Source organism: Micromonospora sp. CNZ295 (assembly GCF_004217535.1).
Genome location: NZ_SHKZ01000001.1, coordinates 462,744 through 488,099 on the forward strand (window position 1 = coordinate 462,744; position 25,356 = coordinate 488,099).

The window sequence follows — 25,356 nt, forward strand, 5'->3', positions numbered from 1 at the left end:
CGTTATGGCGGGGGCCACATCCCCTCTTCCGGCGACCAGCTCGCCACCCGCATGTCCACGCCGCCGCCGCGCAGCGGCGTCCCCTCGGCGAGCAACCGGGCCCGCGCCTCCCGCTCGTGACCCGGCGGCAACCGCCCGGCGGAGTTCACCACCCGGTGCCAGGGCACCCCGCCGCCGTGCCGGGCCATGATCGAACCGACCAGCCGCGCCGACGCCCGCCCCGAGCGCTTCGCGAGCGCGTCGGCCACCGCCCCGTACGACATCACCCGGCCGGGCGGGATGCGCTCGACCAGCTCCAGCACCGCCTCGACGTACTCCTCCGGTCCCACGACCCGCCACGATATGGGAACGCGGCCGGGCACCGCCGGAGCGACCACGCAGAATGGGCGGGTGCGCGACATGGTGACGACGGCCCGGCGGGTGGTCGTCAAGATCGGATCGTCCTCGTTGACCACCGCCACGGGCGGCCTGGACGACGGGCGGGTCGACGTGCTCGTGGACACCCTCGCCGCGCTCGCCGGCCGGGGCCGGGAGGTCGTGCTGGTGTCCTCCGGCGCGATCGCCGCCGGGCTCGCCCCGCTGGGGCTGGCCCGCCGCCCGCGCGACCTGGCCACCCAGCAGGCCGCCGCGAGCGTCGGGCAGGGGCTGCTGATGGGGCGGTACACGGCGGCCTTCGCCCGGCACCGCCGCACCGTCGGGCAGGTCCTGCTCACCGTCGACGACGTGACCCGGCGGGCGCACTACCGCAACGCCTACCGGACGCTGCGCAAGCTGCTCGACCTGCGCGCGGTGCCGATCGTCAACGAGAACGACACGGTCGCCACCGAGGAGATCAGGTTCGGCGACAACGACCGGCTCGCCGCCCTGGTGGCCGCCCTGGTCCACGCCGACCTGCTGGTCCTGCTCTCCGACGTCGACGCGCTCTGGAGCGGCGATCCGACCCGCCCGGGCTCGACCCGGATCACCGAGGTACGCGACGAACAGGACCTGGTTGGGGTGGCGATCGGCGGCGCCGGCCGGGCCGGCGTCGGCACCGGCGGCATGGTCACCAAGGTCGAGGCGGCCCGGATCGCCACCGGCTTCGGGATCCCGGTGGTCCTCACCTCCGCCGGGTTGGCCGCCGAGGCGCTGGCCGGAGCCCCGGTCGGCACCCTCTTCCACCCCAGCCGCCAGCGGCCCGCCGCCCGGCTGTTCTGGCTCGCCCACGCCACCGCGCCCCGGGGCCGGCTGCACCTGGACCCGGGGGCCGTGCAGGCCGTGGTGGGGCGCCGCAAGTCGCTGCTGCCCGCCGGGATCACCGCCGTGGACGGGGCGTTCACCGCCGGCGACCCGGTCGACCTGGTGGACACCGAGGGCGCGCCGGTCGCCCGGGGACTGGTCAACTACGACGCGGTGGAGCTGCCGGGACTGCTCGGCCGCTCCACCGCGGAACTCGCCGCGGCCCTCGGCCCGGCGTACGAACGGGAGGTCGTCCACCGCGACGACCTGGTGCTGTTGTAAGCAGGGGCCCCTTCTCGACGCCGGGCGTTGGGAAAGGGACCCCTCCTGACCCCGAGGAGTGCAGGATGAGCGTCGTCGAGCAGGCACGACGGGCCCGGACGGCGGCGGAGACCCTGGCGGTCGCCACCCGTACGGTCAAGGACGCCGCGCTTCACGCGATGGCCGACGCGCTGGTGGCGCGTACCCCGGAGATCCTCACCGCGAACGCCGCGGACCTGGCGGCCGGACGCGCGGCCGGGCTGAGCGCGGCGGTCCTCGACCGGCTCGCCCTCGACGAGGCGCGGGTGGTCGGCATCGCCGACGCGCTGCGCCAGATGGCCACGCTGCCGGACCCGGTCGGCGAGGTCGTCCGGGGCTCGGCCCTGCCGAACGGCCTGGAGCTGCGCCAGATCCGGGTGCCGTTCGGGGTGGTCGGCATCATCTACGAGGGCCGGCCGAACGTCACCGTGGACGCGGCCGGCATCTGCCTGAAGTCCGGCAACGCGGCGCTGCTGCGGGGCTCCTCCACCGCCGCGAACTCGAACGCCGCGCTGGTCGCGGTGCTGCGGGACGCGGTCACCGGCGCCGGCCTGCCGGCGGACGCGGTGCAGCTGCTCGACGCCTCCACGCGCGACTCGGTGAAGGAGCTGATGCGGGCCCGGGGCCTGGTCGACGTGCTGATCCCGCGCGGCGGCGCGTCGCTCATCCGCACCGTGGTCGAGGAGTCGACGGTCCCGGTCATCGAGACCGGCGTGGGCAACTGCCACGTCTACGTCGACGCCGCCGCGGACGTGTCGAAGGCCGTGTCGATCACGCTGAACGCCAAGACGCAGCGCCTCTCCACCTGCAACACCGCCGAGTCGCTGCTGGTGCACGCCGCCGTCGCGGACGCGTTCCTGCCGCCGATGCTGGCCGCGTTCGCCGAGGCCGGGGTGACCGTGCACGGCTCCCCGGAGGTGGCGCGGCACTCGGCTGCCGTCGTGCCGGCCACCGACGAGGACTTCGCCACCGAGTACCTGTCCGCGGACATCTCGGTCGCCGTCGTCGATTCGCTGGACGCGGCGGTCGCGCACATCCGGCGGTACGGCACGGGACACACCGAGGCGATCGTCACCGACTCGCAGGCCGCCGCCCGGGAGTTCGTGGCCCGGGTGGACGCGGCGGCGGTGATGGTGAACGCCTCCACCCGGTTCACCGACGGCGGCGAGTTCGGCTTCGGCGCCGAGATCGGCATCTCCACCCAGAAGCTGCACGCCCGGGGCCCGATGGGGCTGCCGGAGCTGACCAGCACGAAGTACGTGGTGACCGGCGACGGCCATCTGCGCTGAGGACGCGCGCCGGCCCGGTGGCCGAGGTCGCACGCCGGCGCCGCGCGACGGCCCCGTGCGCCGAGGTCGCGCGGCGTCAGCGGCAGGCGCGGATCGCCGTCAGCGTCGCGTGGACGTCGAACTGATGCCCGTCGTCGCTCTCCCAGCCACCGTCGCTGCGCTGGGTCTCGGCCAGCCGGCGGCGGGCGCGGACCAGGATCCAGTCCTGATCGTCGACCCCGACCCGGCGCAGCGTCGCGGCCAGCCACGCCACGTCGGTCGGGGACATGTCGGCGATCCGCTCGGCGAGCGCCACCTGGATCCGGGCGGACTCCTGGAACATCTCCTGGCGGAACAGCACCGCCGCGCTCAACCAGCCGGCGGCCAGGAACGACGGCCAGGTCCCGTCCGGGTTCAGCCGGCTGACCAGGGACTGCGCGGCGGCCTGCACGACGCCCGCGTACACCCCGCCGACCCGGTGGTCCAGCGGCCCGGCGGCGCGCGCGTCGAGCCCGGCGACGGTCAGCCAGAACGCCGCGTTCGCCGTCAGGAAGAAGCCGGCCTCCGGGTCGCCCGGGCGGGCCCACTCGGGGGCGGTGTCCGCCAGCGCGGCGTCCTCCTCCCAGCCGCCGTCGGGCAGCTGGCGGAAGGCGAGCCAGTCGAGCGCCCGCCGGGCCGCGGGCCGGCCGAGCGCGCCGAGGTCGTCCAGCTCCGCGAGGCGGAAGCAGGTGGCGTCGACGGACGGCACCTTCCCGTCGAGGTACGCGGGCCAGCCGCCGTCCGGCAGTTGACCGCTCTCGGCAACCTCGATCACGTCCTCCGTCGGCGACGTGCCGGTGCGCAGCCGGGAGAGCCGGGCACGGTCCACCACGTCACCGTGCGCCACCACGAAGCCGATCGCGGCGTCGATGTCCACCACGGCGGACACGCTACCTGTGCAAACGTGCCTTCGCCTCGGTGGATCGGCCACCCGACGCCACCCCACCGCACAGGCGCGGGACGTGTTAAGAAGGGGCCCCGCCGCTACCGGAGGGGCCCCTTCTCACGTCAGTACGCGGGGAGGGACGGGTCGATCTGCTTGATCCAGGAGAGCACGCCGCCCTGGACGTGCACGGCGTCCCGGAAGCCGGCCGCCTTCAGGGCGGCGAGCGCCTCGGCGGAGCGGACGCCGGACTTGCAGTGCAGCACGACCTGCTTGTCCTGCGGGAACCTCGCCAGCGCCTCGCCGGAGATGATCTCGCCCTTGGGGATCAGCGTGGCGCCCGGGATGCGCACGATCTCGTACTCGGCCGGCTCGCGGACGTCGACCAGGAAGATCTCCTTGCCGGCGTCCTGCCACTCCTTCAGCTCCAGCGCGGTGATCGTCGATTCGACCACCGCCTCCTGGGCCTCCACCGACACGGCGCCGCAGAAGTCCTCGTAGTCCTCCAGCAGGTCGGTGACCGTCGGGTTCTCGCCGCAGAGGACGCAGTTCGGATCCTTCCGGACCTTGATCTTGCGGTAGCTCATCTCCAGGGCGTCGTAGACCATGAGCCGGCCGACCAGCGGCTCGCCGATGCCGGCGAGCAGCTTGATCGCCTCGTTCACCTGGATCGAGCCGATCGACGCGCAGAGCACGCCGAGCACGCCGCCCTCGGCGCAGGACGGGACCATGCCGGGCGGCGGGGGCTCCGGGTAGAGGCAGCGGTAGCAGGGGCCGTGCTCGGCCCAGAACACCGACGCCTGGCCGTCGAACCGGTAGATCGAGCCCCAGACGTACGGCTTGCCGAGCAGCACCGCGGCGTCGTTGACCATGTACCGGGTGGCGAAGTTGTCGGTGCCGTCGACGATCAGGTCGTACCGGGCGAAGATCTCGCGGACGTTGTCCCGGTCCAGCGAGGTGTTGTGGATCTCCACGTTGACCAGCGGGTTGATCTCCCGGATGCTGGCCGCGGCCGACTCCGCCTTGGAGCGGCCGACGTCGGAGACGCCGTGGATGACCTGGCGCTGGAGGTTGGACTCGTCGACGGTGTCGAAGTCGATGATGCCGAGCGTGCCGACGCCGGCGGCGGCCAGGTAGAGGAGGGCCGGCGAGCCGAGGCCACCGGCGCCGACACAGAGCACCCGGGCGTTCTTCAGCCGCTTCTGGCCCTCGACCCCGACATCCGGAATGATCAGGTGGCGCGAGTAGCGGCGGATCTCGTCAACGGTCAGCTCGGCGGCGGGCTCGACGAGCGGGGGCAGCGACACGGTGGACTCCCCGGGATCGGCGGTGGCGAACCGCGCCATTGTCGCTCGCCCGGAGGCCCATCGGCCATGAGGAGTGACACGTCGCCCGAACTGCGGGAGCGGGAATAACGGCGGCTCAGGTGCCCGGCACCGGCTCGCCCGCGTACCGCCGCCCGTCCAGGTACGGCCAGGGGTTGGCGACGCAGCCGTCCAACCCGTACGTCTGCTGCTGCATGACCGGTGCGGGCAGCCCGGGCTCCGGGCAGGCCTCGTGCCACTCCCCGAGCTCGTGCCCGACCTCGTGGTTGATCACGTAGGTGCGGTAGACGGAGACCGGCGCCCCGTAGTCCGGCACCGCCTCCGTCCAGCGCGCCAGGTTGATGACCACCTGACCGGGGAGCCGGCACGAGGTGTAGCCCTCGGTGCTGAGGCCGCCCTCCGCGCACATCCGCTCCGACGTGTCCGGGGTGGCCAGGTACAGGGTGAAGTCGGCGCGGTCGGCGTCGTCGACCCGCTGGACGCGCAGGTCGCCGGAGCCGATCCAGCTGCGGCGGTCGCCGAGCACCTCGTCGACGGTCGCGGCGACGGCGGCGGGGTCCTGGCCGGTGCCGCGCTCCACGGCGACCCGGTACCGGCGCAGCGGTCCGTCGTCGCCGCGTACGTCGGTCTCGCCGGCGGCGGTGACGAAGCTGCCCGATCCGGCCCGCGGGTGGACACCGGCCCTCGGGTAGGCGCCGGCCTGCGGCCGTTCGGCCGCCCCGTACGCCGTGCGGCCCGGCGGATCCGGGCGATCGCCGGCGCGGGCCAGCGCCACCGCGCCCGTCGCGGCGAGCAGCAGCACCGGAGCGAGCAGCAGGGCGGGCCGGCGCCGGATGCGGGCGAGGATCGACCGCAGTGCCGGGCCGGGAGGGGACAAGCTGGCCATGCCATCAGCATCTCAGACCAATCGGGCAATACGCCGCGATTGCCCGCGCAACGCCTGGGGCCCGCCTGATCTCAGACCGGCGGGCCGGAGTACCGCCGTCCGTTCCGGTACGGCCACGGGTTGGCGACACAGCCGTCCAGGAAGAGCGTCTGCTGCATCATCACCGGCGCCGGCCGCCCCCGACCGGGGCAGCGCTCGTGCCGGTTACCCAACTGATGGCCGACCTCGTGGTTCACCACGTACAGCCGGTAGACCGAGAGCGGCACCTTCAGCGTCACGAAATGCGGGACGGACAGCCGCCACCGGTCCAGGTTGACGATGACCTTCCCGGGTGCCCGGCAGGAGGTGTACGGCCGGCCGCCGACCCGGATGTTCACCCCGCCGGCGAGACACATCCGGCCCGCCGTCTGCGCGGTGGCCAGATAGATCGTGAAGTCGTGGGCGGAGTCACCCGGCACCTGCTGCAGCCGCAACCGGCCGCTGTCCACCCAGCTCCCCGGCCCGGCGAGCGCCGCCTCGACGGCGGCGCCGAACTCGGCCGGATCCTCCTCCGCCCCGGCCTCCACGGCGACCCGGTAGCGGCGCAGCACCCCCGCCTCCCCCAGCACCGGGCCGATCCGGTCGTCGTACCCGAAGGTGCCCCGCCCCGCCAACGGCACCGGCCCGGCCAGCTTGAGCACCGGGGGTGCCGACGGCGTGGCCGTCACCGCCGACGGCGAAGGGGACGGGGACGGGGACGCGCTCGGCGCGGCGGACGTCGGCGCCGGCTCGGCCGCACTCGTGACCACCTCGGCGCCGACATCCACGCCCCGGTGGTCCACCACCACCGCCATGGCCGCGACGACCGCCAGCACGAGCGTCATCGCCTCCACCACCCGGCGGGCACGGTTCCGTCGGCGCCGGTGCCGGCCGCTCGCCTCCCCGGCCAGGCCGGGCCGCACGGACCCGGCGGTACGCCCACGGGGAGCCGGTACCCGACCACCGGACCGGGCCGGCTGCACCACGGCTCGCCCGGCGGGCCGGGCCGGGCGCACCACAGCCCGACCACCCGACCGCGCCGCCGGCGGCACCGCCGCGCGGTCGTCGGCAGCCCGGGGCGCCGGAGCGGAGGTATGCGGGTGCGTCGAGTAGCTGGCGTCGTTCCGGGCGCGGGGCATCGGGCTCAGCCTGCCATGTCGGCCTGCTTCGCACCGTCCCCCGTTCCGGTGACCAGCGGCAGCACGGCGCGCGCCACCAGGCGCGGAACCTCCAACTGGGCCACATGGCCGACCCCGTCGAGCAACAGCAGCCGGCTGTCCGGGATGACCCGCGCGGTCTGCGGCGCGACCCGCACGTCGACCAGGCGGTCGTCCCGCCCGCCGACCACCAGGGTCGGTGCCCCGACCATGCCGGCCAGCCGCCACAGCGACCCGGAGCCGGGCAGGTACGACCGCAGGAAGCTGGAGACCAGCCCGCGGAACGTCCGCACGTAGGCGGCGGCGTAGTGCTCGGCCTCGTAGCGGACCCGGATCTCCTCCAACGCCTCCTGCCGGCGCTGCTCGCTGATCCGGCTCAGGTCCGCGACGCACGCCTCCATGACCTGCTGGGCCATCACCTCCGGCGCGAGCTGGGCCAGCCGCCAGGCGGCCAGCCGCTCGCCCCGGGGGATCGCCAGCAGCGGCAGCATCCGGCCCTGCAACGACCGCCGGAAGTCGAGGAACGGCAGGGCCGGCGAGATCAGGGTGAGCGTACGGACCAGGTCCGGCCGCAGCGCCGCCACCTGGACCGAGATCGCCCCGCCCAGCGAGTTGCCGAACAGGTGCACCGGCCCGCGGTCGGAATGCTCGATCCAGCGGATCACCCGTTCGGCGAACGAGGGGATCGTGTAGCGCCGGCCCGGCTCGCTGCGGCCGAAGCCGGGCAGGTCGATGGCCTGCCCGTCCAGCCGGTTGGCCAGCAGGCCGGCCAGGTCGGTCCAGTTCTGCGAGGATCCGCCGAGGCCGTGCACGTAGAGCGCCGGCTCCGCGCCGGGTGCGGTGGCCGGCGTCTCCCGGACGTACGTGACGGTGCCGTCGAGGCGTACCTCCCGGCCGGGCCAGGGCGGCGGGACGGAGTGCGGGGGAAGCAGGTCGTCCGGCCAGAGGGTGGCGCGCTTCATGATCCCAGTCTGCCCCGGGGTGCCGCGGGCCGGCAGCGCGTCCGGTGGCACGGATCAGGCGAGCAGCGCCTCGAGACGGCGGTTCACCGCAGCCAGGGTCGCCCGGACCACCGCCTGCCGTGGGTCGCCGGCGACCAGCGCGGAGCCGGCGAGCTGCTCGACCCAGCCGTCGCAGACCAGCAGAACCACCACCGTGGCCACCTCGCAGTTGCCGAACGGCACCACTGCGGCGTGCTCGACGAAGCAGCGCCCCCGGTCGGGCTCCGGTCCGGGGCCGCGCAGCAACTCGTCCACCGCGGCCGCGGCGGCCACCGCGCACAGGCGCAGCACGTACCCGTCGACGGCCGGCCCGGTCGCGTAACCGGTCGCCGGCGCGCCGGCGGAGATCAGCCGGACCTCCACGGTGGCGTCGAGCCCGAACGTGCTGACCTGCACGTGGTCGAGGACCACCCGCGGCCCCGGCCGGCCGCCGGTGTCGAGCGGGCGGGACGGCGCCGTCTCCGTGGAGGTGACCTGCCCCCCGGTGTACGACGCGCCGAGCGTCGCCGGGCTGCCGGTGGCCCCGGCCGGCGCGGCCGGGAGCGTCGCCGGGCCGTCCACGGTGGCCCGGCCCCGGTGCGGCCCACCGGACTGCCGCCGCCGGCGCGGGGTCTCCGGCACGGCCGTGTCCCGGCGCTCGGTGCGCGACGGGAGTGCCTCCGGCCGGCCGGCCGGAGACCGGGCACCGGACTCGACGCCCGACCGTCCCTCGGCGGGCCGGGGCTCGCCGCCGGCCGGCTCGGCGGCCCGTCGACGGACCGGCGGCACCGGCTCGGCGGGCAGGCCGGGCACGTTCTGCGGGGCGGCCGCGAGGCCCATCCGCTCCTGGAGGAGCCGGGCGACGTGCCGGCTCACCTCGGCCGGGTCGGCGCCGTCGGAGAGGTCCAGCCGGAGACTGTGCGCTCCGGCGGGAGTACGGCGCAGCTCGGCGTCGCGGACGCCGGCCACCCCGCGTACGGCAGCGAGGATGGCGGCCACGTCGAAGCCCTCGGGGCGGTCGCGGAGCGGGGCGGCGGGCTCGTCGTCCCGGCGCAGGTGGGTGGCGATGCGGGCGAGTTCCGGGGTCTCGGCGGGTGGCTCCACTGCTGGCGGCTCCGGCACGACTGGCACGTCCGGCTCGGCGGGAACGCGCTGCGGCAACACCGCCGACGCAGGGTCCGGCAGCCGGCCGGCGCCGGACGGCTCGGCCGTCGGTGCCGGTTCCGGGGCGGACCGGCGGGCCGCGTACGGGGGTGCGCTCGTCGGAGCGGGCGCGGACGGGGCACGGCCGCCACCGGCGGCGCCGCTCGTGGCGGGACCGGCGGTGGGACCGCTGATGGCGGGGTTGGCGGCGGCCGCTCCGCCGGTCGGGCCCGAGACAACCGAATTGTCCGGACGCAGCCGGAACGGTCGACGGCTCTCCAGCGGGACGTCGCCGGCCTCGGGAGCGCCCGCGGCAGCCGGCGAGAGCGCCTCGGGCGGTGCCGCCGGTGCGGTGCGGGACGGCTCGGAAGCCCAGGCGGGCCGGTCGACCGCCGGAGCGGGCGAACTCCGGCCGGCCGGCCCGGTGGACTGCTCGTACGCCGTCCGGACGTCGGAGCGGCGGCCCGGCTCCGCGACGGGCGCGGAGGGCGGCTCGGCGCGCACCGGCTCGTACGCCCGCTGCGGCTCGGCCGCCCAGGCGGGCCGGTCCTCCCGGCTCCGGCGGCCCTCGCCGGCCTCGGGCAGCTCCGTCTCCGGGCGGGACCGCCGCGCGGGCGGCGCCCACCTTTCCCCGGGGTTCTCCCGTTCGGCCGGCTGGGACTCGTCCCGCGCCCGGCGGCCCGTTGCCTCCGGTTCCGCGTGGGAGCCCCGCCCGGGCGGGTCGGCGTCGTCCCGGGCCTGCCGGCCGGACGTCTCCGGCTCGACCCGGGCCCACGGTGGCGCCCACTCGCTCCCCCAGCTCGGGCCCGACCAGTCCGGCTCGGGGAGTGGCGTGCGGCGGTCGACCACCGGCGCCGAGCCGGGCTCCGCGGGAGGCGCGGTGAACCGGGACGGGTCGGCGTCCTCGGCGGTGCCGGGGACGCGCTCGGGCCCGGACACCCCGTCGCCGGGCGTCCAGCGGCGGGGCGTGCGCTCCTCGTACGCCGGCTCCCCGCCACCGGTGGGAACGTCGGTGGCGGAGCGGACCGGGTCGGGACGCTGCCCGGCGAAGGGGCGGTCGCCGGCGGCGGCGGAACGCTCGGTGCCGTCGCCGGGGGCGACCGGCGGCGGGAACGGGTCGCGGGCCGCCGGCTCGGACGGGTACCGGCGCGGGTCGGTGGCCGCCGGCCCGGGCGAGAATGCCTGGTCCCAGCCGCGCGGCTCCGCTCCGGCCGACGGCGTGGGCGACCGGTCGGCGGTTGGCGCGTGGAAGCCGGGCGGCACCTCGAAGCCGCTCGCGGCCGTGCCGACCGGCGGGATCTCGACCGCGGGCGGTGCCGACGTCGGGAGCCCGGTCTCGGCCCAGCGGGACGCGCGGCCCAGCTGGTCGTCGGAGGCGTGCCGGGCCGGGCCCGGTCCCGGCTCGGTCGGCCCGGGCGACTGCTCGACGGTGGGCGCGGGGCGCGGGGCGGGCACCGACAGGCGATCGCCGTCGGCGTCCCGGCGCGGCTCGCCGGGGATCCCGGGCGGAGCGCTCACCGGGGCCTGCCGGCTGGCCGGCGCCGCCGCCGGGGTGTGCGGGTGCCCGTTGGTGCGGTGGCCGTTGACGGCGGGCCGGGACGCTTCGCCCGGCGCGCCGGGCAGGGGTGCGGGCAGGTCGCCGTGCCGCGGCGAGGAGGCGGCCCAACCGGCGGGCGGATCGGACCGCTGCCCGGGCGCGGACCGGTCCGGCGGCCAACCTCCCGTGGGGGGCACCCATCCGCCGCCGGAGCGGGAGCTGTCCTCCTGCGGACCCGTCCCGTCACCGTGCTCTCCCGGGGTGGCGGCACCGGGTTGCCCTGCATCACTCACCGCGCGCTCCTTGGTCGCCCCCGCTGAGGCTACCGTGTGGTGACAGTGGCGATAAGTTACAGCGGCGGGCCAATTCCGCGACGGGCGAACAGCCCTGACCGGTACGGGTGATATGCCGGCTCGTACATAGAACTCGGAGGTTCCCATGACCGCTGTGGGGAACGGTGCCCAGACCGCCGGCCGACCCACCCGCCTGCCCCGTTCCGCCCGTCGCAAGCAGCTGCTCGCCGCAGCTCAGGAGGTGTTCGTCGCGCAGGGCTACCACGCCGCCGCGATGGACGACATCGCCGAGCGGGCCGGCGTCTCCAAGCCGGTGCTCTACCAGCACTTCCCCGGCAAGATGGAGCTCTACCTGGCGCTGCTCGACACGCACTGCGACGCCATCGTCGCCAAGGTGCAGGACGCGATGAGCAGCACCACCGACAACAAGGAGCGGGTCAGCGCCTCCGTCCGCGCGTACTTCGATTTCGTGGACCACGAGAGCGAGGCGTTCCGACTGGTCTTCGAGTCGGACCTGCGCAACGACCCGGCCGTCCGGCAGCGGGTCGAGCGGGTCGAGCAGGGCTGCATAGCGGCGATCACCGACACGATCATCTCGGACACCGGCGTGAGCCGGCCGCACGCCGAGTTGCTCGCGTCGGGTCTGGTCGGCGCGGCCGAGACCGCGGCGCAGTTCTGGCTGGCGGGCGGCCGGCAGGTGCCCAAGGCGGAGGCGGAGGCGCTGGTCGCGGCGCTCTCGTGGCGGGGCATCGCGAGCTTCCCGCTGCAAGGTGAGTCAGCCTGACCGCCACCCCGGTGATCGGATAGCCTTCCCAGGGCGGCACTTTCGCCCCAGGTGAGGAGGCACAGTGGAGGTCAAGATCGGCGTGCAGTACGCGCCGCGCGAGCTGGTTCTCGAGAGTTCGCAGTCGCCGTCCCAGGTCGAGGAGATCGTGACCGAGGCGATCGGCAAGAACACCGGCACGCTGTCGCTCACCGACGAGAAGGGCCGGCGGGTCATCGTGCCGGTCGACAAGGTCGCCTACGTCGAGATCGCCGAGGCGTCCCCGCGGGCGGTCGGGTTCACCGTCCGCTGATCCGGCTCCACGCCACGGCAGGTGCGGGCGCGCCTGTCGTGGCGTCCGGTCAGTTGTTCAGGCCGGCGGCCGCCATCCGCTCGGTGTGTGCCGCGGTGAGCCGGCGGAACAGGCCCTGCACGTCCACCTGCTCCCCGCGGGCGATGAGGGCGGTCAGCGCGCCCTGGTCGGCGGAGGCGACGCGGCCGGCCTGCGACAGCGCCTCGCCCACCAGCCGCCGCGCCCACATGGACAGCCGGTTCGCGACCCGGGGGTCGGCCTCGATGGCCGCCCGGATCTCGGCGGCGGCGAACTCCGCGTAGCGCGACTCGTGCAGCACCTCGAGCACCAGCCCGCGATCCGGTTCGGCCAGCGCTCCGGCGATCTCCCGGATGAAGTCGTCGGTGATGCCGTCGCCGACGTACGCCTTGGTCACCGCCTCGGCCCAGTCCCTCGGCTCGGTCGAGTCGTGGTACGCCTGCAGCGGCGCCACGTACGCGGCCATCGCGTCGTCGGGGAGCACGCCCAGCGCCGCCAGCCGGTCGGCCAGCCTCCGGTAGTTGCGGATCTCCGCGGCGGCCATCTCGCTCAGCGCGGCCCGACGGCGCAGGTCCGGGGCGAGCCGGGCGTCGGCCGCCATCCGGTCGAAGGCGAGGAGTTCGCCGAGGGCGACCAGGCCGAGCAGGTCGACGAGGGCGGAATCGGGCACGGGGGCGGTCGGGGCGGACACCAGCGCAGAGTACCGTCCGCCGGCGAACCGGCCCGGAGGTGACCGGGGTCACCCGGCAACGGCGGCCGGAGTGGCACCCGCACCGGAATCAGGACGTCGTCCAGGGGGTTCAGGTAGACTGGAGCAGTTGCCGTGGGCGCCGACCGACGTTCGATCTGGTCGCAGCCGGTCCCACGGCGCGCGTGCGGCCCGGTCCGGCTCGGCATTCTGTCGCCCACCGTGTGGCCCGCGCCATACCGTCCGCGCCCTGAGGACTCAACGGGGCGCACCCACGAGAGGGCACCCCCACAACCATATGAGCGAGCTGACGCAGGACCTCATGGACGGCCAGGAACTGGCCGCCACCGCTCCGGTGCGACCGGAGGCACCCACCTTCGCCGAGCTGGGCGCACGGCAGGAGACCGTCGACGCCCTGGCCGCGGCCGGCATCACCCGCGCCTTCGCCATCCAGGAGTACGCGCTGCCGATCGGGCTGCGCGGCGTCGACCTGATCGGCCAGGCCCCGACCGGCACCGGCAAGACGCTCGGTTTCGGCATCCCGCTCCTGGAGCGGGTCTTCGCCCCGTCCGAGGGCGGCGACGGGCAGCCCCAGGCGCTGGTCGTCGTCCCCACCCGCGAGCTGGGCATCCAGGTCGCCAAGGACCTCCAGGCCGCGGGCAGCACCCGGGGCGTGCGGGTGCTGCCGATCTACGGCGGCATCGCGTACGAGCCGCAGATCGACGCGCTCCGCAAGGGCGTCGAGATCCTGGTCGGCACCCCCGGCCGGCTGCTCGACCTGGCCAAGCAGAAGCACCTGAAGCTGGACCGGGTGCACGCGCTCGTCCTCGACGAGGCGGACCGCATGCTCGACCTGGGCTTCCTCGACGACGTCGAGAAGATCCTGGCGATGCTGCCGGAGGACCGGCAGACGATGCTCTTCTCGGCCACCATGCCGGATCCGATCGTCGCCCTGTCCCGGCGCTTCCTGCGCCGGCCGGTGACGATCCACGCCGGGCACACCGCCGAGACCGGCCCGTCGCCGCAGACCCAGCAGCTGGCCTACCGCACCCACTCGCTCAACAAGGTCGAGATCGTGGCGCGCATCCTCCAGGCCGAGGGTCGTGGGCTGACCATGATCTTCACTCGGACCAAGCGGGCCGCCGACCGGGTCGCGGAGGACCTGGACTTCCGCGGCTTCGCCGTCGCCGCCGTGCACGGCGACCTGGGGCAGGGCGCGCGCGAGCGGGCGCTGCGGGCGTTCCGCGCCGGCAAGATCGACACCCTGGTCGCCACCGACGTCGCCGCCCGCGGCATCGACGTCAGCGGCGTCACCCACGTCATCAACTACGACTGCCCCGAGGACCAGGACACGTACACCCACCGCATCGGCCGCACCGGCCGGGCGGGGGCGAGCGGCGTCGCGGTGACCTTCGTCGACTGGGACGACATGCCCCGCTGGCGGATCATCGACAAGACGCTCGGCCTGGACATGCCGGAGCCGCCGGAGACGTACCACACCTCCCCGCACCTCTACACGGACCTGGACATCTCCCCCGAGATCACCGGGACCCTGCCGACCGACGCGCGCACCCGGGCCGGGCTCTCCGCCGAGGTCGAGGAGGACCTCGGCGGACGGTCCCGCCGGGGCGACGGCCGGGGCTCGCGGCGCGGTGAGGGCCGTGGTCGGGAGCGCCGCCGGAGCCGGGACGCCGAGGGCGGTGGCGGTCCGACCGCCGAGCCGACCGACGCCGCGGGCGACGAGGAACGCGCACCGCGCCGCCGCCGGCGCCGCCGGGCGGGCGAGGTGGTCGCCGCCGGCGAGCCGACCGCGGTGATCTCCGCCGAGGGCACCGCCGACGCCGACCCTGCCGCCGCCGAAGGCACTGGGGCTCCGAAGCCGCGCCGCCGCCGGCGCCGCCGTGGTGGCGGTGGTTCGGGCACCGGTACGCCGGCCGAGGCCACCGCCGACTGACCCACGCGCGCACCGACGTCCCCCGTTGTCCTCATCGGCGGGGGACGTCGCATACCCCGCGTTTTGCGCCCCCCGGCCGACCCCCCTGTGCGGATCGAACGTCTGTGCTCGCGTCGGCCGGGATGTCGACCGCCGGCGCAGCCGCCCGACCCAGGGAGAATCAAGCCATGCCCGAGCCGTTGGACGCCGCTCTCGCCGAGGTCCGCGGACTGCTGCTCGGTCCCGCGCTGACCCGGGCGGTCGCCGCCGGCCGTCGCCGCGGGCAGCGCCCCTCGGTGGTCCGGGCGGAACTGCGGCCGGTCACCCTGAAGAACGGCCCGCGCCTCCAGATCGCCACATCCGACGGGAGCCGCCCGTACACCAGCAACGTCGCTCCCGGCGCGGAGGCGGACGCGGCGGTGGACGCGCTGCTCGCCGAGCCGTTCGGCAACTGGCACGTGGAGACCGCGGAGACGACGCTGCAACTGCGGGTCACCAAGTCCGGCGAGGCTCAGGTGCACCGGGCGGCGGCCACCCGGCCGGCGGCCGAACCGGGCGGGCACGACCGGGCGAAGGACTACCTGCTCGACCCCGGTGACCCGATCTTCGCCGAGATCGGCGGGTCGGCAGCCAAGCGACGGCAGGTGGACGCGTTCCTGCGGGCGCTCGCCGCGACGCTGCCGGACGAGGTGACCGGTCCCCTGCGGGTGGTCGACCTGGGGTGCGGGAACGCGTACCTGACGTTCGCCGCGTACCGCTGGCTGACCCGGCGGGGCCTCGACGTCCACCTCGTCGGCGTCGACGTACGCGAGGACCAGCGGCAGCGCAACACCGAACTCGCCCAGCGGCTGGGCTGGGCCGAGCGGGTGCGGTTCGTGGCGGGCACGATCGCCGACGCGGTGGTCGAACCCGCCCCCGACCTGGTGCTGGCGCTGCACGCCTGCGACACCGCCACGGACGAGGCACTGGCCCGGGCGGTGCGTTGGGGATCCCGCTGGGTGCTCGCCGCACCGTGCTGCCACCACGACGTCGCCGCGCAGCTGCGCTCCCGGCCGGCCCCGCCGCCGTACGACCTGCTGACCCGGCAGGGCATCCTGCGGGAACGTTTCGCGGACGTGTTCACCGACGCGGTACGGGCCGGGCTGCTGCGGCTGCACGGCTACCGGGCCGAGGTGGTCGAGTTCGTCGACTCCCGGCACACACCGCGGAACCTGCTCATCCGCGCCCGGCGGACCGGCGCCGCACCGACCGACGCCCAGCGGGCGGAGTACCGGGCGCTGGTGGATCAGTGGGGCGTCGTGCCCCGCCTGGCGGCGCTGCTCGGCGAGCCGGCCGGGCCGCGCGCCGAACGACGGGCCGACGCCTGACAATCCTTGCCGACTCTCGGCGCGTCGCCGGAACTGATTGACGAACAGGTCCCGCCGGCGGGACGGTCTGGTCGATCAGTCAATTGCTTCCGGCGGCCGGCGTACTACCCTCGAACTGCGCACCGGCCGGGTGCCGGTTGGGAGGGAAGACCCGCTGGGATGGCTTCGGGAGAGGTAACGCCGCAGGCGGCGTTCGCACGCTTCGTGCGGCGCGCCATCGACGACGCCCGGGAGGAGCGCGGCTGGACGGTGACGGACCTGGCGTCTCACACGGGTGTCGGTCGCTCCACCGTCTTCCGCTGGCTCGCCGGCGACTGGCAGGACTACCCCGAACTTGCCAAGGTGCGGGGCTTCTGCGCCGCGCTCGATCTGCCCGTCGCGGCCGCGTTCCGCGCCCTCGGCCTGCCGGACGCCGGCCCCGCGCCGCGCCGCCGCAGCGACGACGGGCCGGTCGACGCGGACGTCCGGGTGATCCTCCAGCGACTCGCCGACCCCACGGTGCCCGCCGAGGAGAAGCACCACATCCGGGACCTGCTGCGCTATCTGGCGCGCCGGCCGATCCGCCGGGTCGGCTGACCGGTCAGGGAACGTCGACGGTGAACTCGGCGGTCCGCACCACGCCGGCCACCTGGAAGTCCAGGTAGAGGCGGTACCGGCCGGAACCGGGAACGGTCAGCCAGAACCGCACCGCCCCGTCGACCAACTCCGGTTCCGGGTGCACATGTAGGTAGCCGAGGTCGCCCGACCGGAGCGCGACCAGGTGGCCGTACGCGCCGAGGTACCGCTCCAGCGCGGCGGTGCCGCCGTCGGCGGCGATCCGGAAGGTCAACGGCACCGACAGGCCCGCCTGCGGGGTGCCCTGGTAGTCGACGGCGAACCCGCCCACCGTCGTCGTCGTGGCCGCCGCCGGCAGGGCGCGCGGCTCGTAGTCGCCGGCCGCGACGAGGTCGGTCCCCAGGGTCACCGCGGTCTGCCGGCCGTCGTCGGCGAGCGCGGTGAAGTCGGCGTACGCCCGCCAGACGCCCGGCCGCGGCAGCGTCAGCGGCACCGACCAGGTGCCGTCGGCCGCCATCGTCGGGTGCAGATGCTGGTAGCCGGTGAGATCACGACGGACCACGATCAGGTGCATCGGCTTCTCGTGCACCACGGCGAAGCGGGTCACCGGCCGGCGCTGCGCGTCCCGGATCTGGAACCTCAGCTCGCCGGACCGGCCGGCGGCGAAGTCCACGGTCGACGGCGCGATCGTGTACCCGGCCGCGCTGAGCGACAGCCCGGTGGCCTGGGCCGCCATGCCCTGATCGGCGCCGTGGTCGTGGGCACCGGTGCCGGGCGCGTGGGTGTGGTCGGCCAGCGGGCCGTCGTAGCCGACCGCCGTGGTGGCCTGGCCGGCGTTGATCCGCCCGAGCCCGAACCCGAGCAGCACGGCGAGGACCAGCCCGCCGACCACCAGCGCCAGCCGGAGCGTGCTCCGGTCCGGCGCGGCGGAGACACGCTCGGCGCGCGCGGCGTCGGGCGGCTGCTCGGTCATGCCGCCCACGCTACCGCCGGCGGCCGGGGCGGTCGGGGGGTGCCGGCCGGGCGTGGCGACCGTCGCAATCCGCCGCGCCCGGGAACTTTCCGCGCCGCCCGGACGACGGTACGGGCAGCTCAGCGACCCGCGTCCCGGGGCGGAGCGCGCCGGTCGGTCCGCGGCGGTGGCGCCCCGCGGCGAGGCAGCCACGCCCGGCTCAGCCGGCGACGGCCAGGGCGAGCGGCAGCACGTCGGGCGCGCCGGCCCGGCGCAGTTCCCGGGCGACCACGGTCATCGTCCAGCCCGAGTCGACCAGGTCGTCGACGAGCAGCACCGGCCCGTCCAGTCCGCCGAGGGCGCCGGTCAGCTCCGGTGGCAGGGTCACCGCGCCGTGCAGGGCGCGTACCCGTTGGGCACTGTTGCCGCGCGGGCCACCCGCGGTCGACACGGCGGCGGCACCGAGCAGCGGCAGCCGGCCCACCGCGGCGATCCGCCCGGCGAGCGAGGTGACCAGCCGGGGTCGGCGGCGCGACCCGACCGCGACCACCCCGACCGGGCGGCGCGGCCACGGGTCGGCACCGTGTGCCCAGGCCTTGAGCACCTCGACCACGGCGGCGGCCACGTCGTCCGGCACGTCGACGTCGGCCGCGTCCGGCCCGACCAGCTCGCGTAGCCGCCCGCCCCAGCCGAGGTCGGACAGGCGACCGACGGCCCGGCCGGGCAACGCCTGCTCGGCGGGCGCGATGCGCCCCTTCAGGGGTACGCCCACCGTCTCCAGGCCCGTCGGCCAGAGCTTCTTCGGCGGGATCTCGACACCGGGGCGGCCGAGGAAGGTCTGCGCTGCCCGCAGGGCGGCGTCCGAGACCTCGATGCCGAAGATCGGGCCGGCGCACCGGTCGCACCGGCCGCAGTCGGCCGCACTGGCGTCGTCCAGGCACTCGCGTAGGTAGCGCAAGCGGCAGCCCGGCGTGGTCGCGTACTCCCGCATCGCCTGTTGCTCGGCGGTGCGGGCGGCCGCGACGCGCCGCAACCGGGCCTCGTCGTAGGTCCACGGCTCGCCGGTGGCCACCCACCCGCCGCGCACCCGGCGGACCGCACCGTCGACGTCCAATACCTTGAGCATCAGCTCAAGCCGGGCCCGGCGCAGGTCCACGAGCGGTTCCAGAGCCTGGGTGGAGAGCGGGCGGTCGGTGGGCAGGGCGGCCAGCACCGACCGCACCTGCTCCTCGGGCGGGAACGCGAGCGAGGCGAAGTATCGCCAGATGGCGGCGTCCTCGGCGCCGGGCAGGAGCAGCACCTCGGCGTGCGCGACGGCGCGGCCGGCGCGGCCGACCTGCTGATAGTACGCGATGGGTGAGGGCGGCGCGCCGAGGTGCACCACGAAGCCGAGGTCGGGCTTGTCGAAGCCCATCCCCAGGGCGCTGGTGGCGACCAGCGCCTTGATCTTGTTGTCGAGCAGGTCCTGCTCGGCGGCGCGGCGGTCCGCGTCCTCCGCCTGCCCGGTGTACGAGGCGACGGCGTAGCCCCGCGAGCGCAGGAACTCGGCGGTCTCGCCCGCCGCCGCGACGGTCAGCGTGTAGACGATGCCGGAGCCGGGCAGCTCGTCGAGGTGATCGGCGAGCCAGGCCAGCCGGTGCGCCGGGCCGGGCAGGTCGACCACCCCGAGTCGCAGCGACTCGCGGTCCAGGCTGCCCCGCAGGACGAGGGCCTGCGCCGACGTCCCGGGTTGCGACGTCGACGCAGGCCCGACGTCGCCGAGCTGGTCGGCGACGTCCTGGGTGACCCGGGCGTTGGCGGTGGCCGTGGTGGCGAGCACCGGCGTGCCCGGCGGCAGGTTGCCGAGGAACGTCCGCAAGCGGCGGTAGTCGGGACGGAAGTCGTGCCCCCAGTCCGAGACACAGTGCGCCTCGTCGACCACGAGCAGCCCGGTGGTGGCCGCGAGTTGGGGCAGGACCGTGTCGCGGAAGTCCGGGTTGTTGAGCCGCTCCGGACTGATCAGGAGGACGTCGACCGCCCCGGCGTGGATCTCACCGGTGATCTCGTCCCACTCGTCGAGGTTGGCCGAGTTGATGGTGCGGGCCCGGATGCCGGCCCGGGCGGCGGAGTCGACCTGGTTGCGCATCAGCGCCAGCAACGGCGACACGATCACCGTCGGGCCGGGCCCGCCGGACTCCCGCAGCAGCGCGGTCGCCACGAAGTAGACCGCCGACTTGCCCCAGCCGGTGCGCTGTACGCAGAGCACCCGCCGCCGGTCGACGACCAGCGCCTCGATGGCCCGCCACTGGTCGTCGCGGAGCCGCGCGTGCTCGCCGGCCAACCGCCGCAGCACCGCCTCGGCCCGCTCGCGTACCGCCGTCCGATCCTGGCCCATCCGGCATTTCTACCAGCGTCGGTCCAGCATCGGCCGGCCACGTCGGGTCCTGCTGCCGGGGCTCGTGTCCGACGGCCGGCAGCGGTCCGGCAGCCCCGGCGTGCCAGTATCGGCCCTGGCAACCGTCCTGCACGAGAGAGAGATCATCTGATGACGCAGCGAACCGGTACCGCCGCACCGGCCCGCCGGGCCGGCACCGCAGTGACGGCCGTGCTGGCGGCCGCAGCCCTGCTGACCGGGTGCACCGGCACGGACGGGGGCTCGGCCCCGCCGGACCCGAAGGCCGACCTGCTGGCCGCCGTGCCGGACGAGAAGGATCCGGCGTTCCTGTTCAGCGGCACGGACGCGAACGGCACCGTCAACGGTTCGGTGGATCCCACCAGCAAGGGCATCGAGCTGACCGTCACCGAGAAGGACGCCGAGGCCGGCTTCACGATGGAGATGTCGTTCCGGGTCATCGACGAGCGGTCCTGGGTGAAGGTGGACTTCAGCGGCGCCGAGGAGCTGCACGAGCTCCTCAAGCTGCCGAAGACCTGGATGGAACTGGACCGGGCGAAGCTCGGCGACGCGGCGAGCGTGCCGGGGTACGAGGGCGCGGACCCGGGCAACGCCGGCCCGATCATCGCCACCGCCACCAGCGTGGCCAAGCAGGCCGACGGGACGTACACCGGGACGGTCGACATCACCGGCAAGGACGCGGTCGACGCCCTGGAGAGCATCGACGTCGCGGCGCTCGGCGACGCCGCCAAGGCCGTGCCGTTCAGCGCGGCGGTCGGGGCGGACGGCAACCTCGCCTCGCTGACCCTCGACATCCCGGCCGCCGGGAAGCAGAAGGCGATGAAGTACGTCGTGAAGTACCACGACTTCGGCAAGGCGCCGGCGATCGTCGCACCGGAGGATGCCCAGGCGGCACCGGCGTCGGCGTACGAGTTGTTCACCAGCTGACGCACGGGCACGGCCGAACGGGCGGCAGCGACCTCGCGCGTCTCCGGGTTCAGCGGCCCAGAACGGACCCGCCGTTGACGCCGAGGACCTGGCCGGTGACGTAGCCAGCGGCCGGGCCGGCGAGGTAGCGGACCGCCGCCGCGATGTCGTCCGGGGTGCCGGCCCGCCCGACCAGGGTGGCCGCCACCCGCTTGGCGTGCCCCTCGGGCGTCATCCGGTCACCGAAGAACTCGGTGTCGGTGACGTACCCGGGGCTGACCACGTTGACCGTGATCCCCTCCGGGCCGAGCTCCGCGGCCAGGTCGTACGCCCAGCCGTGCAGCGCGGCCTTCGCCGCCGAGTACGGCCCGCCGCCGCCACGCTGCGCGGCGATCGAGCTGAGCAGGATCACCCGCCCGCCGGGGCGGCGCAGCCGCGGGCGGAGCGCCTCGGTGAGGAGCACGGCGGTGAGCACGTTCGCGTCGAGGTTGGCCCGCCAGTGCGCGGCGACCCCGGCGAGCGTGCCGTTGTCCCCGCCGAGGTAGCCGCCGGCGTTGTTGACCACGGCGTCCACCGGCCGGTCCCCGACCGCCTCGACCACCCGGGACACCTGCTCCGGATCGGTCAGGTCGGCGACGACCGGCGCCACCGCGCCCGGCCGGGCGAGATCCCAGGAGATGCGGTCCGCCGCCGCCCGCAGCACTTCCTCCCGCCGTCCCACGACCAGCACGTCGAATCCGTCCACGGCGAGCACCCGGGCGATGGCCGCCCCGATCCCGGTCCCACCACCGCTCACCACCGCGACCCGATCGCCCATGGTGCCGTCCTCCCAACCTCGGAACCCCGCCGATCATGAAGTTATCGCTCTCGCGCACGGCGTGTCGCGACTATAACTTCATGATCGGCGGGGTGGTGCCGCATGCGTTGCCGGTCAGCCGTCTGCGGTCAGCGGCGGGTACGGAGAGAGCGGCGCAGGAGGGCCAGGCGGGGGGCCAGGCTGGCCACGCCGCCGGGGAAGAAGTACACGGCCAGGATGAACACCGTGCCCAGCACGAACAGCGGCTGGGACAGCGGGCGGCTCAGGAACGCCGGCAGGGCGTCCACCGCGTCGCTGGTGCCGAAGGCGACCAGCCGGTGGTCCAGGTACATGTAGAGGATGCCGCCGAGCACCGGGCCCCAACGGGTACCGGGCCCGCCGAGCACCACCATGACCAGCAGCGACAGCGTCAGCTCGGTGGAGGTGATGTGCGGCGAGGCGCCGCCGACGATCAGGCAGTAGACCACCCCGCCGCCGGCCGCGAGCCCGCCGGCGAGTGTGAACGCCACCAGCTTGAACCGGTACGGGTCGAGGCCGAGCACCCCGATCCGCCGCTCGTCGTCGCGCAGGCCGGCGAGGACCCGCCCGGTCGGCGAGCCGCTCACCCGGTGCACCACGAACACGACGACGACCAGGTACGCCAGCGCCAGCCAGTACAGGTTGACCGTGTTCGTCACCCCGACCAGCGCCGCCGGCAGCCCGGAGACGTCCAGCGGCAGGCCCTCCTCGCCGCCGGTCAGCCCGCCGAAGTCGCGGGCCACCAGGATCGCGCCGACCTGCGCGAACGCCAGCGTCACCATGGCGAAGGCGATCCCGACGGTACGCAGCGCCACCGCGCCGATCAGCGCGGCGAGGACGGTCCCTCCGCTGATGGCGAACAGCGCGGCCTGCCACAGCGGCAGCCCGGCCTTGGTGATGAGGATGTCGGTGCCGTACACGCCGGCGGCGAAGTAGAGGGCGTGCCCGAACGAGAGCATTCCGGTCCGCCCGAAGAGCAGGTCGTACCCGGCGGCGAGCCCGCCGAACACCAGGCAGACGGCGAGCAGCTGCAGGGTCCCCGGCGAGTTCAGGGCGCCCTCGAAGATGCCCGGCAGGTGCAGCGTCGAGTACGGCAGCATCAGCGCCACGGCCAGCGCGACCAGCGGCAGGAACGGTCGGATCCGGTGCAGCCGCCCGTCGCCCGGCGTCAGCTCGTCGGGTACCGCCGCCGGAGGTGCCGGAACCTCGGGACTCTTGACCTCGGTCATGCCGTTGCCACCTTTCCGGCGATGCCCTGCGGGCGCAGCAGCAGCACCACGGCGAGCAGCCCGACCACACAGATGTCGCCCAGCCCGGAGGTGCCGTAGTAGTTGACGAACTGTTGCAGCAGCCCCACCGCGACGGCCGCGTACGCGGACCCGACGACCGAGCCCATGCCGCCGATCACCACCACGATGAACGCGAAGATCAGCAGCGATCCGCCCTGCCCGGGCGAGACCGTGCCGAAGTAGACGCTCCCGAGCGCGCCGGCCAGCGCCGCGGCCGCCCCACCGATCGCGAAGACCAGCGTGAACGCCTTGCGTACGTCGATGCCGAGCGCGGTCACCATCTCCCGGTTCTCCACCCCGGCCCGGATGATCAGGCCGTAGCGGGTCCACTGGAGGAAGGCGAGGATCGCGCCGAGCACCAGCACCGCCGCGATGATCAGCAGCAGGCCACCGTTGGGCACGTGGGCCCCGAGCACGTTGGTGACCTGACGGGTCCACTCCGGGCGGGGGAAGGTACGCGGGTCGGCACCCCAGGTCGCCTGGAGCAGCGCCACGCCGGCCAGGGAGAGACCGACGGTGACCAGGACCTGCTCGATGGTGCGCGAGTAGAGCGGCCGGATCAGCACCAGCTCGACCAGGATCGCGACGAGCGTGCCGGCGAGGACGCCGAACGCCACGGCGACCACGAAGCCGAACCCGTCCCCGCCGGCGCCGGGCAGGTTGCCCGCCGCCCACCAGGTGGCGTACGCGCCGACGCCGAGGAACAGCCCGTGCGCGAAGTTGAGCACGTCGGCCAGACCGAAGACCAGGGACAGGCCGGAGGCGACCAGGAAGTAGAGCGCCGCCAGGCCGAGGCCGGTCAGCGTCAACAGGATGATCGTGTCCATCAGTGGTGCACCTCCGCGGAACCCACGCCGAGCAGGGACTTCGTGAGCGCGGTCGCCAAGAGGAGTTCCTGGGCGTCGCCGGCCCAGGCGACCCGGCCGGCGGCGAGCACCACCGCGTCCCGGGCCAGCCGCCGTACGACCGCCAGGTTCTGCTCGACCAGCAGCACCGGCACCGATTCGGCCACCCGCTCCAACACCTCGGCCACCTCGGTGACCACCTTCGGCGCGAGGCCCTTGGTCGGCTCGTCGATCAGCAGCAGCCGGTTGTCGTTGAGGAGCACCCGGCCGATCGCGAGCATCTGCTGCTGGCCACCGGAGAGCGAACCGGCCCGCTGCCGGCTGCGCCGCTCCAGTTCGGGGAAGAGCGCATACACGCGGTCGTACGCCGGGGTGGTGCCCCGCCGCTCGGCGAGCCGCAGGTTCTCGGCGACGGTGAGGGCGGAGAAGACGCAGCGGTCCTCCGGCACGTAGCCCAGCCCGCCGCGGACCAGCCGGTGGGTGGGTCGGGCCAGGAGGCTCTGGGCGCCCATCCGGATGGTGCCGCGCACCTCACCGGCGCGCGGAGTGAGCCCGACGATGGCGCGCAGCGTGGTGGTCTTGCCGACGCCGTTGCGCCCGAGCAGCACGGTGACGCCGGTCGGGGCCACCGTGAACGACACGCCCTGGAGGATGTGCAGCCCGGAGATCCGGACCGACAGGTCCTCGACACTGAGTACCGGCTCGCTCACAGCGACTCCCCCAGATATGCCTCCTGCACGGTCGGGTTCGCCATGACCGTCTCCGGGGTGTCGCAGGCGAGCAGCGCGCCGTGGTGCATCACGGCGATCCGGTCGGCCAGTTCCAGGATGACGTCCATGTGGTGCTCGACCATCAGCACCGACCGGCCGCTGTCGCCGGTCAGGGAGCGGATCACCTGCACCAGCTCGGGCACGTCCTCGGCGCTGACCCCGGCCATCGGCTCGTCCAGCAGCATCACGCGCGGCTCGCCGGCGAGCAGCAGGGCGATCTCCAACTTGCGTTTCTCGCCGTGGGCGAGGGTGCCGGCGAGCGCCGCGCCCCGGTGGGCGAGGCCGACGCGGTCCAGCGCCGCGTCGGCGGCGGCGGCGACCTCCCGGTCGGCCGCCGCCCGCCGCCACAGCTTCATCGAGCCCCCGCGGTACGCCTGCACGGCGAGCCGGACGTTCTCCCGCACGCTGAGCGAGCCGAAGACCGAGGACGCCTGGAAGGTACGGCCAAGCCCGAGGCGGGCCCGCTTGTACGGCGGGAGGGCGCTGATGTCCTGCCCGTCGAGGGTGACCCGACCTTCCGTGGCCCGGCGCAGGCCGGTGATCAGGTTGAACAGTGAGGTCTTGCCGGCGCCGTTGGGCCCGATGACCCCGAGGAACTCCCCGGGCGCCAGATCGAGGTAGACGCTGTCGACGATGGCGACCTCACCGATCCGCCAGGTCAGACCGCGGGTGGCGAGCATTTC

Annotated in this window: 23 protein-coding genes; 8 read left to right on the forward strand and 15 right to left on the reverse strand. The window is 74.8% G+C overall.

The genetic code is table 11. From position 1 onward, the window contains the following. Positions 1-2: 2 nt before the first annotated feature. On the reverse strand, positions 3-329 hold the full coding sequence (locus EV376_RS02185) for an MGMT family protein (RefSeq protein ID WP_130320479.1): 327 nt from the start codon (positions 327-329) through the stop codon (positions 3-5). 13 nt (positions 330-342) lie between these two features. Between EV376_RS02185 and proB the strand changes: the two genes are divergently transcribed. Together proB and EV376_RS02195 are read left to right on the forward strand one after the other, a co-directional pair. Further along, positions 343-1,500 carry a glutamate 5-kinase gene (proB, locus tag EV376_RS02190; protein WP_130320480.1) on the forward strand — a complete coding sequence of 386 codons (1,158 nt, stop codon included), beginning with the start codon at positions 343-345 and terminating at the stop codon, positions 1,498-1,500. A 65-nt stretch (positions 1,501-1,565) separates the two neighbouring features. Continuing rightward, positions 1,566-2,807, forward strand: coding sequence for a glutamate-5-semialdehyde dehydrogenase (locus EV376_RS02195; protein ID WP_130320481.1), 1,242 nt, complete (start codon positions 1,566-1,568; stop codon positions 2,805-2,807). Positions 2,808-2,883: 76 nt separating this feature from the next. Here EV376_RS02195 and EV376_RS02200 read toward each other — a convergent pair whose 3' ends face one another. The 6 genes from EV376_RS02200 to EV376_RS02225 all read right to left on the reverse strand — a co-directional run bounded on the left by EV376_RS02200 (position 2,884) and on the right by EV376_RS02225 (position 10,066). Next, positions 2,884-3,771: a prenyltransferase/squalene oxidase repeat-containing protein gene (locus EV376_RS02200; RefSeq protein ID WP_486482493.1), complete on the reverse strand. Its 888-nt coding sequence runs from the start codon at positions 3,769-3,771 to the stop codon at positions 2,884-2,886. A gap of 62 nt (positions 3,772-3,833) precedes the next feature. Next, a complete protein-coding gene (gene moeZ, locus EV376_RS02205) occupies positions 3,834-5,054 on the reverse strand; it encodes an adenylyltransferase/sulfurtransferase MoeZ (RefSeq protein WP_207228009.1) in 1,221 nt (406 codons plus the stop codon). Positions 5,055-5,130: 76 nt separating this feature from the next. Beyond that, on the reverse strand, positions 5,131-5,919 hold the full coding sequence (locus tag EV376_RS02210) for a DUF3152 domain-containing protein (RefSeq protein WP_130320483.1): 789 nt from the start codon (positions 5,917-5,919) through the stop codon (positions 5,131-5,133). A gap of 71 nt (positions 5,920-5,990) precedes the next feature. Next, complete coding sequence (locus EV376_RS02215) at positions 5,991-6,782, reverse strand: DUF3152 domain-containing protein (protein WP_130320484.1); 792 nt, start codon at positions 6,780-6,782, stop codon at positions 5,991-5,993. A 299-nt stretch (positions 6,783-7,081) separates the two neighbouring features. Further along, positions 7,082-8,056: an alpha/beta fold hydrolase gene (locus EV376_RS02220; RefSeq protein ID WP_130320485.1), complete on the reverse strand. Its 975-nt coding sequence runs from the start codon at positions 8,054-8,056 to the stop codon at positions 7,082-7,084. A gap of 54 nt (positions 8,057-8,110) precedes the next feature. Next, positions 8,111-10,066 (reverse strand): hypothetical protein, encoded by a 1,956-nt coding sequence (locus EV376_RS02225; protein ID WP_486482853.1) that lies wholly within the window; start codon positions 10,064-10,066, stop codon positions 8,111-8,113. A gap of 1,126 nt (positions 10,067-11,192) precedes the next feature. On the opposite strand from EV376_RS02225, the gene EV376_RS02230 reads away from it, so the two are divergent. Beyond that, positions 11,193-11,831 carry a TetR/AcrR family transcriptional regulator gene (locus tag EV376_RS02230; RefSeq protein WP_130320487.1) on the forward strand — a complete coding sequence of 213 codons (639 nt, stop codon included), beginning with the start codon at positions 11,193-11,195 and terminating at the stop codon, positions 11,829-11,831. Positions 11,832-11,895: 64 nt separating this feature from the next. Continuing rightward, complete coding sequence (locus EV376_RS02235) at positions 11,896-12,123, forward strand: DUF3107 domain-containing protein (protein ID WP_130320488.1); 228 nt, start codon at positions 11,896-11,898, stop codon at positions 12,121-12,123. 49 nt (positions 12,124-12,172) lie between these two features. Here the strand turns inward: EV376_RS02235 and EV376_RS02240 are convergent, their stop codons facing one another. Then, positions 12,173-12,832, reverse strand: a complete 660-nt coding sequence (locus tag EV376_RS02240) for a ferritin-like fold-containing protein (protein ID WP_130320489.1) — start codon at positions 12,830-12,832, stop codon at positions 12,173-12,175. Between the two features lie 295 nt (positions 12,833-13,127). Here EV376_RS02240 and EV376_RS02245 point away from each other — a divergent pair, with 295 nt between their 5' ends. The 3 genes from EV376_RS02245 (at position 13,128) to EV376_RS02255 (ending at position 16,705) form a co-directional block, all read left to right on the forward strand. Next, positions 13,128-14,783 (forward strand): DEAD/DEAH box helicase, encoded by a 1,656-nt coding sequence (locus EV376_RS02245; RefSeq protein ID WP_130320490.1) that lies wholly within the window; start codon positions 13,128-13,130, stop codon positions 14,781-14,783. A gap of 167 nt (positions 14,784-14,950) precedes the next feature. After that, the gene (locus EV376_RS02250) at positions 14,951-16,129 is read left to right on the forward strand and encodes a class I SAM-dependent methyltransferase (RefSeq protein ID WP_130320491.1); all 1,179 of its coding nucleotides are present in this window, start codon (positions 14,951-14,953) and stop codon (positions 16,127-16,129) included. Positions 16,130-16,288: 159 nt separating this feature from the next. Further along, positions 16,289-16,705: a helix-turn-helix domain-containing protein gene (locus tag EV376_RS02255; protein WP_130320492.1), complete on the forward strand. Its 417-nt coding sequence runs from the start codon at positions 16,289-16,291 to the stop codon at positions 16,703-16,705. A gap of 4 nt (positions 16,706-16,709) precedes the next feature. Here EV376_RS02255 and EV376_RS02260 read toward each other — a convergent pair whose 3' ends face one another. Together EV376_RS02260 and EV376_RS02265 are read right to left on the reverse strand one after the other, a co-directional pair. After that, entirely contained in the window at positions 16,710-17,657 is a 948-nt protein-coding gene (locus EV376_RS02260) for a hypothetical protein (RefSeq protein WP_130320493.1), read from the reverse strand. 199 nt (positions 17,658-17,856) lie between these two features. Then, the gene (locus EV376_RS02265; protein WP_130320494.1) at positions 17,857-20,010 is read right to left on the reverse strand and encodes a DEAD/DEAH box helicase; all 2,154 of its coding nucleotides are present in this window, start codon (positions 20,008-20,010) and stop codon (positions 17,857-17,859) included. A 150-nt stretch (positions 20,011-20,160) separates the two neighbouring features. On the opposite strand from EV376_RS02265, the gene EV376_RS02270 reads away from it, so the two are divergent. Next, positions 20,161-20,955, forward strand: a complete 795-nt coding sequence (locus tag EV376_RS02270) for a hypothetical protein (RefSeq protein WP_130320495.1) — start codon at positions 20,161-20,163, stop codon at positions 20,953-20,955. 49 nt (positions 20,956-21,004) lie between these two features. Here the strand turns inward: EV376_RS02270 and EV376_RS02275 are convergent, their stop codons facing one another. The 5 genes from EV376_RS02275 to EV376_RS02295 all read right to left on the reverse strand — a co-directional run bounded on the left by EV376_RS02275 (position 21,005) and on the right by EV376_RS02295 (position 25,353). Further along, positions 21,005-21,751 carry an SDR family oxidoreductase gene (locus tag EV376_RS02275; protein ID WP_130320496.1) on the reverse strand — a complete coding sequence of 249 codons (747 nt, stop codon included), beginning with the start codon at positions 21,749-21,751 and terminating at the stop codon, positions 21,005-21,007. A gap of 128 nt (positions 21,752-21,879) precedes the next feature. After that, entirely contained in the window at positions 21,880-22,998 is a 1,119-nt protein-coding gene (locus EV376_RS02280; RefSeq protein WP_130320497.1) for a branched-chain amino acid ABC transporter permease, read from the reverse strand. After that, positions 22,995-23,885, reverse strand: a complete 891-nt coding sequence (locus EV376_RS02285; protein WP_130320498.1) for a branched-chain amino acid ABC transporter permease — start codon at positions 23,883-23,885, stop codon at positions 22,995-22,997. Before EV376_RS02285 ends, EV376_RS02280 begins: the two co-directional genes overlap by 4 nt. Further along, complete coding sequence (locus tag EV376_RS02290; protein WP_130320499.1) at positions 23,885-24,613, reverse strand: branched-chain amino acid ABC transporter ATP-binding protein; 729 nt, start codon at positions 24,611-24,613, stop codon at positions 23,885-23,887. Before EV376_RS02290 ends, EV376_RS02285 begins: the two co-directional genes overlap by 1 nt. Next, the gene (locus EV376_RS02295; protein ID WP_130320500.1) at positions 24,610-25,353 is read right to left on the reverse strand and encodes an ABC transporter ATP-binding protein; all 744 of its coding nucleotides are present in this window, start codon (positions 25,351-25,353) and stop codon (positions 24,610-24,612) included. The genes EV376_RS02290 and EV376_RS02295 overlap by 4 nt, the downstream gene beginning before the upstream one ends. Positions 25,354-25,356 lie beyond the last annotated feature (3 nt).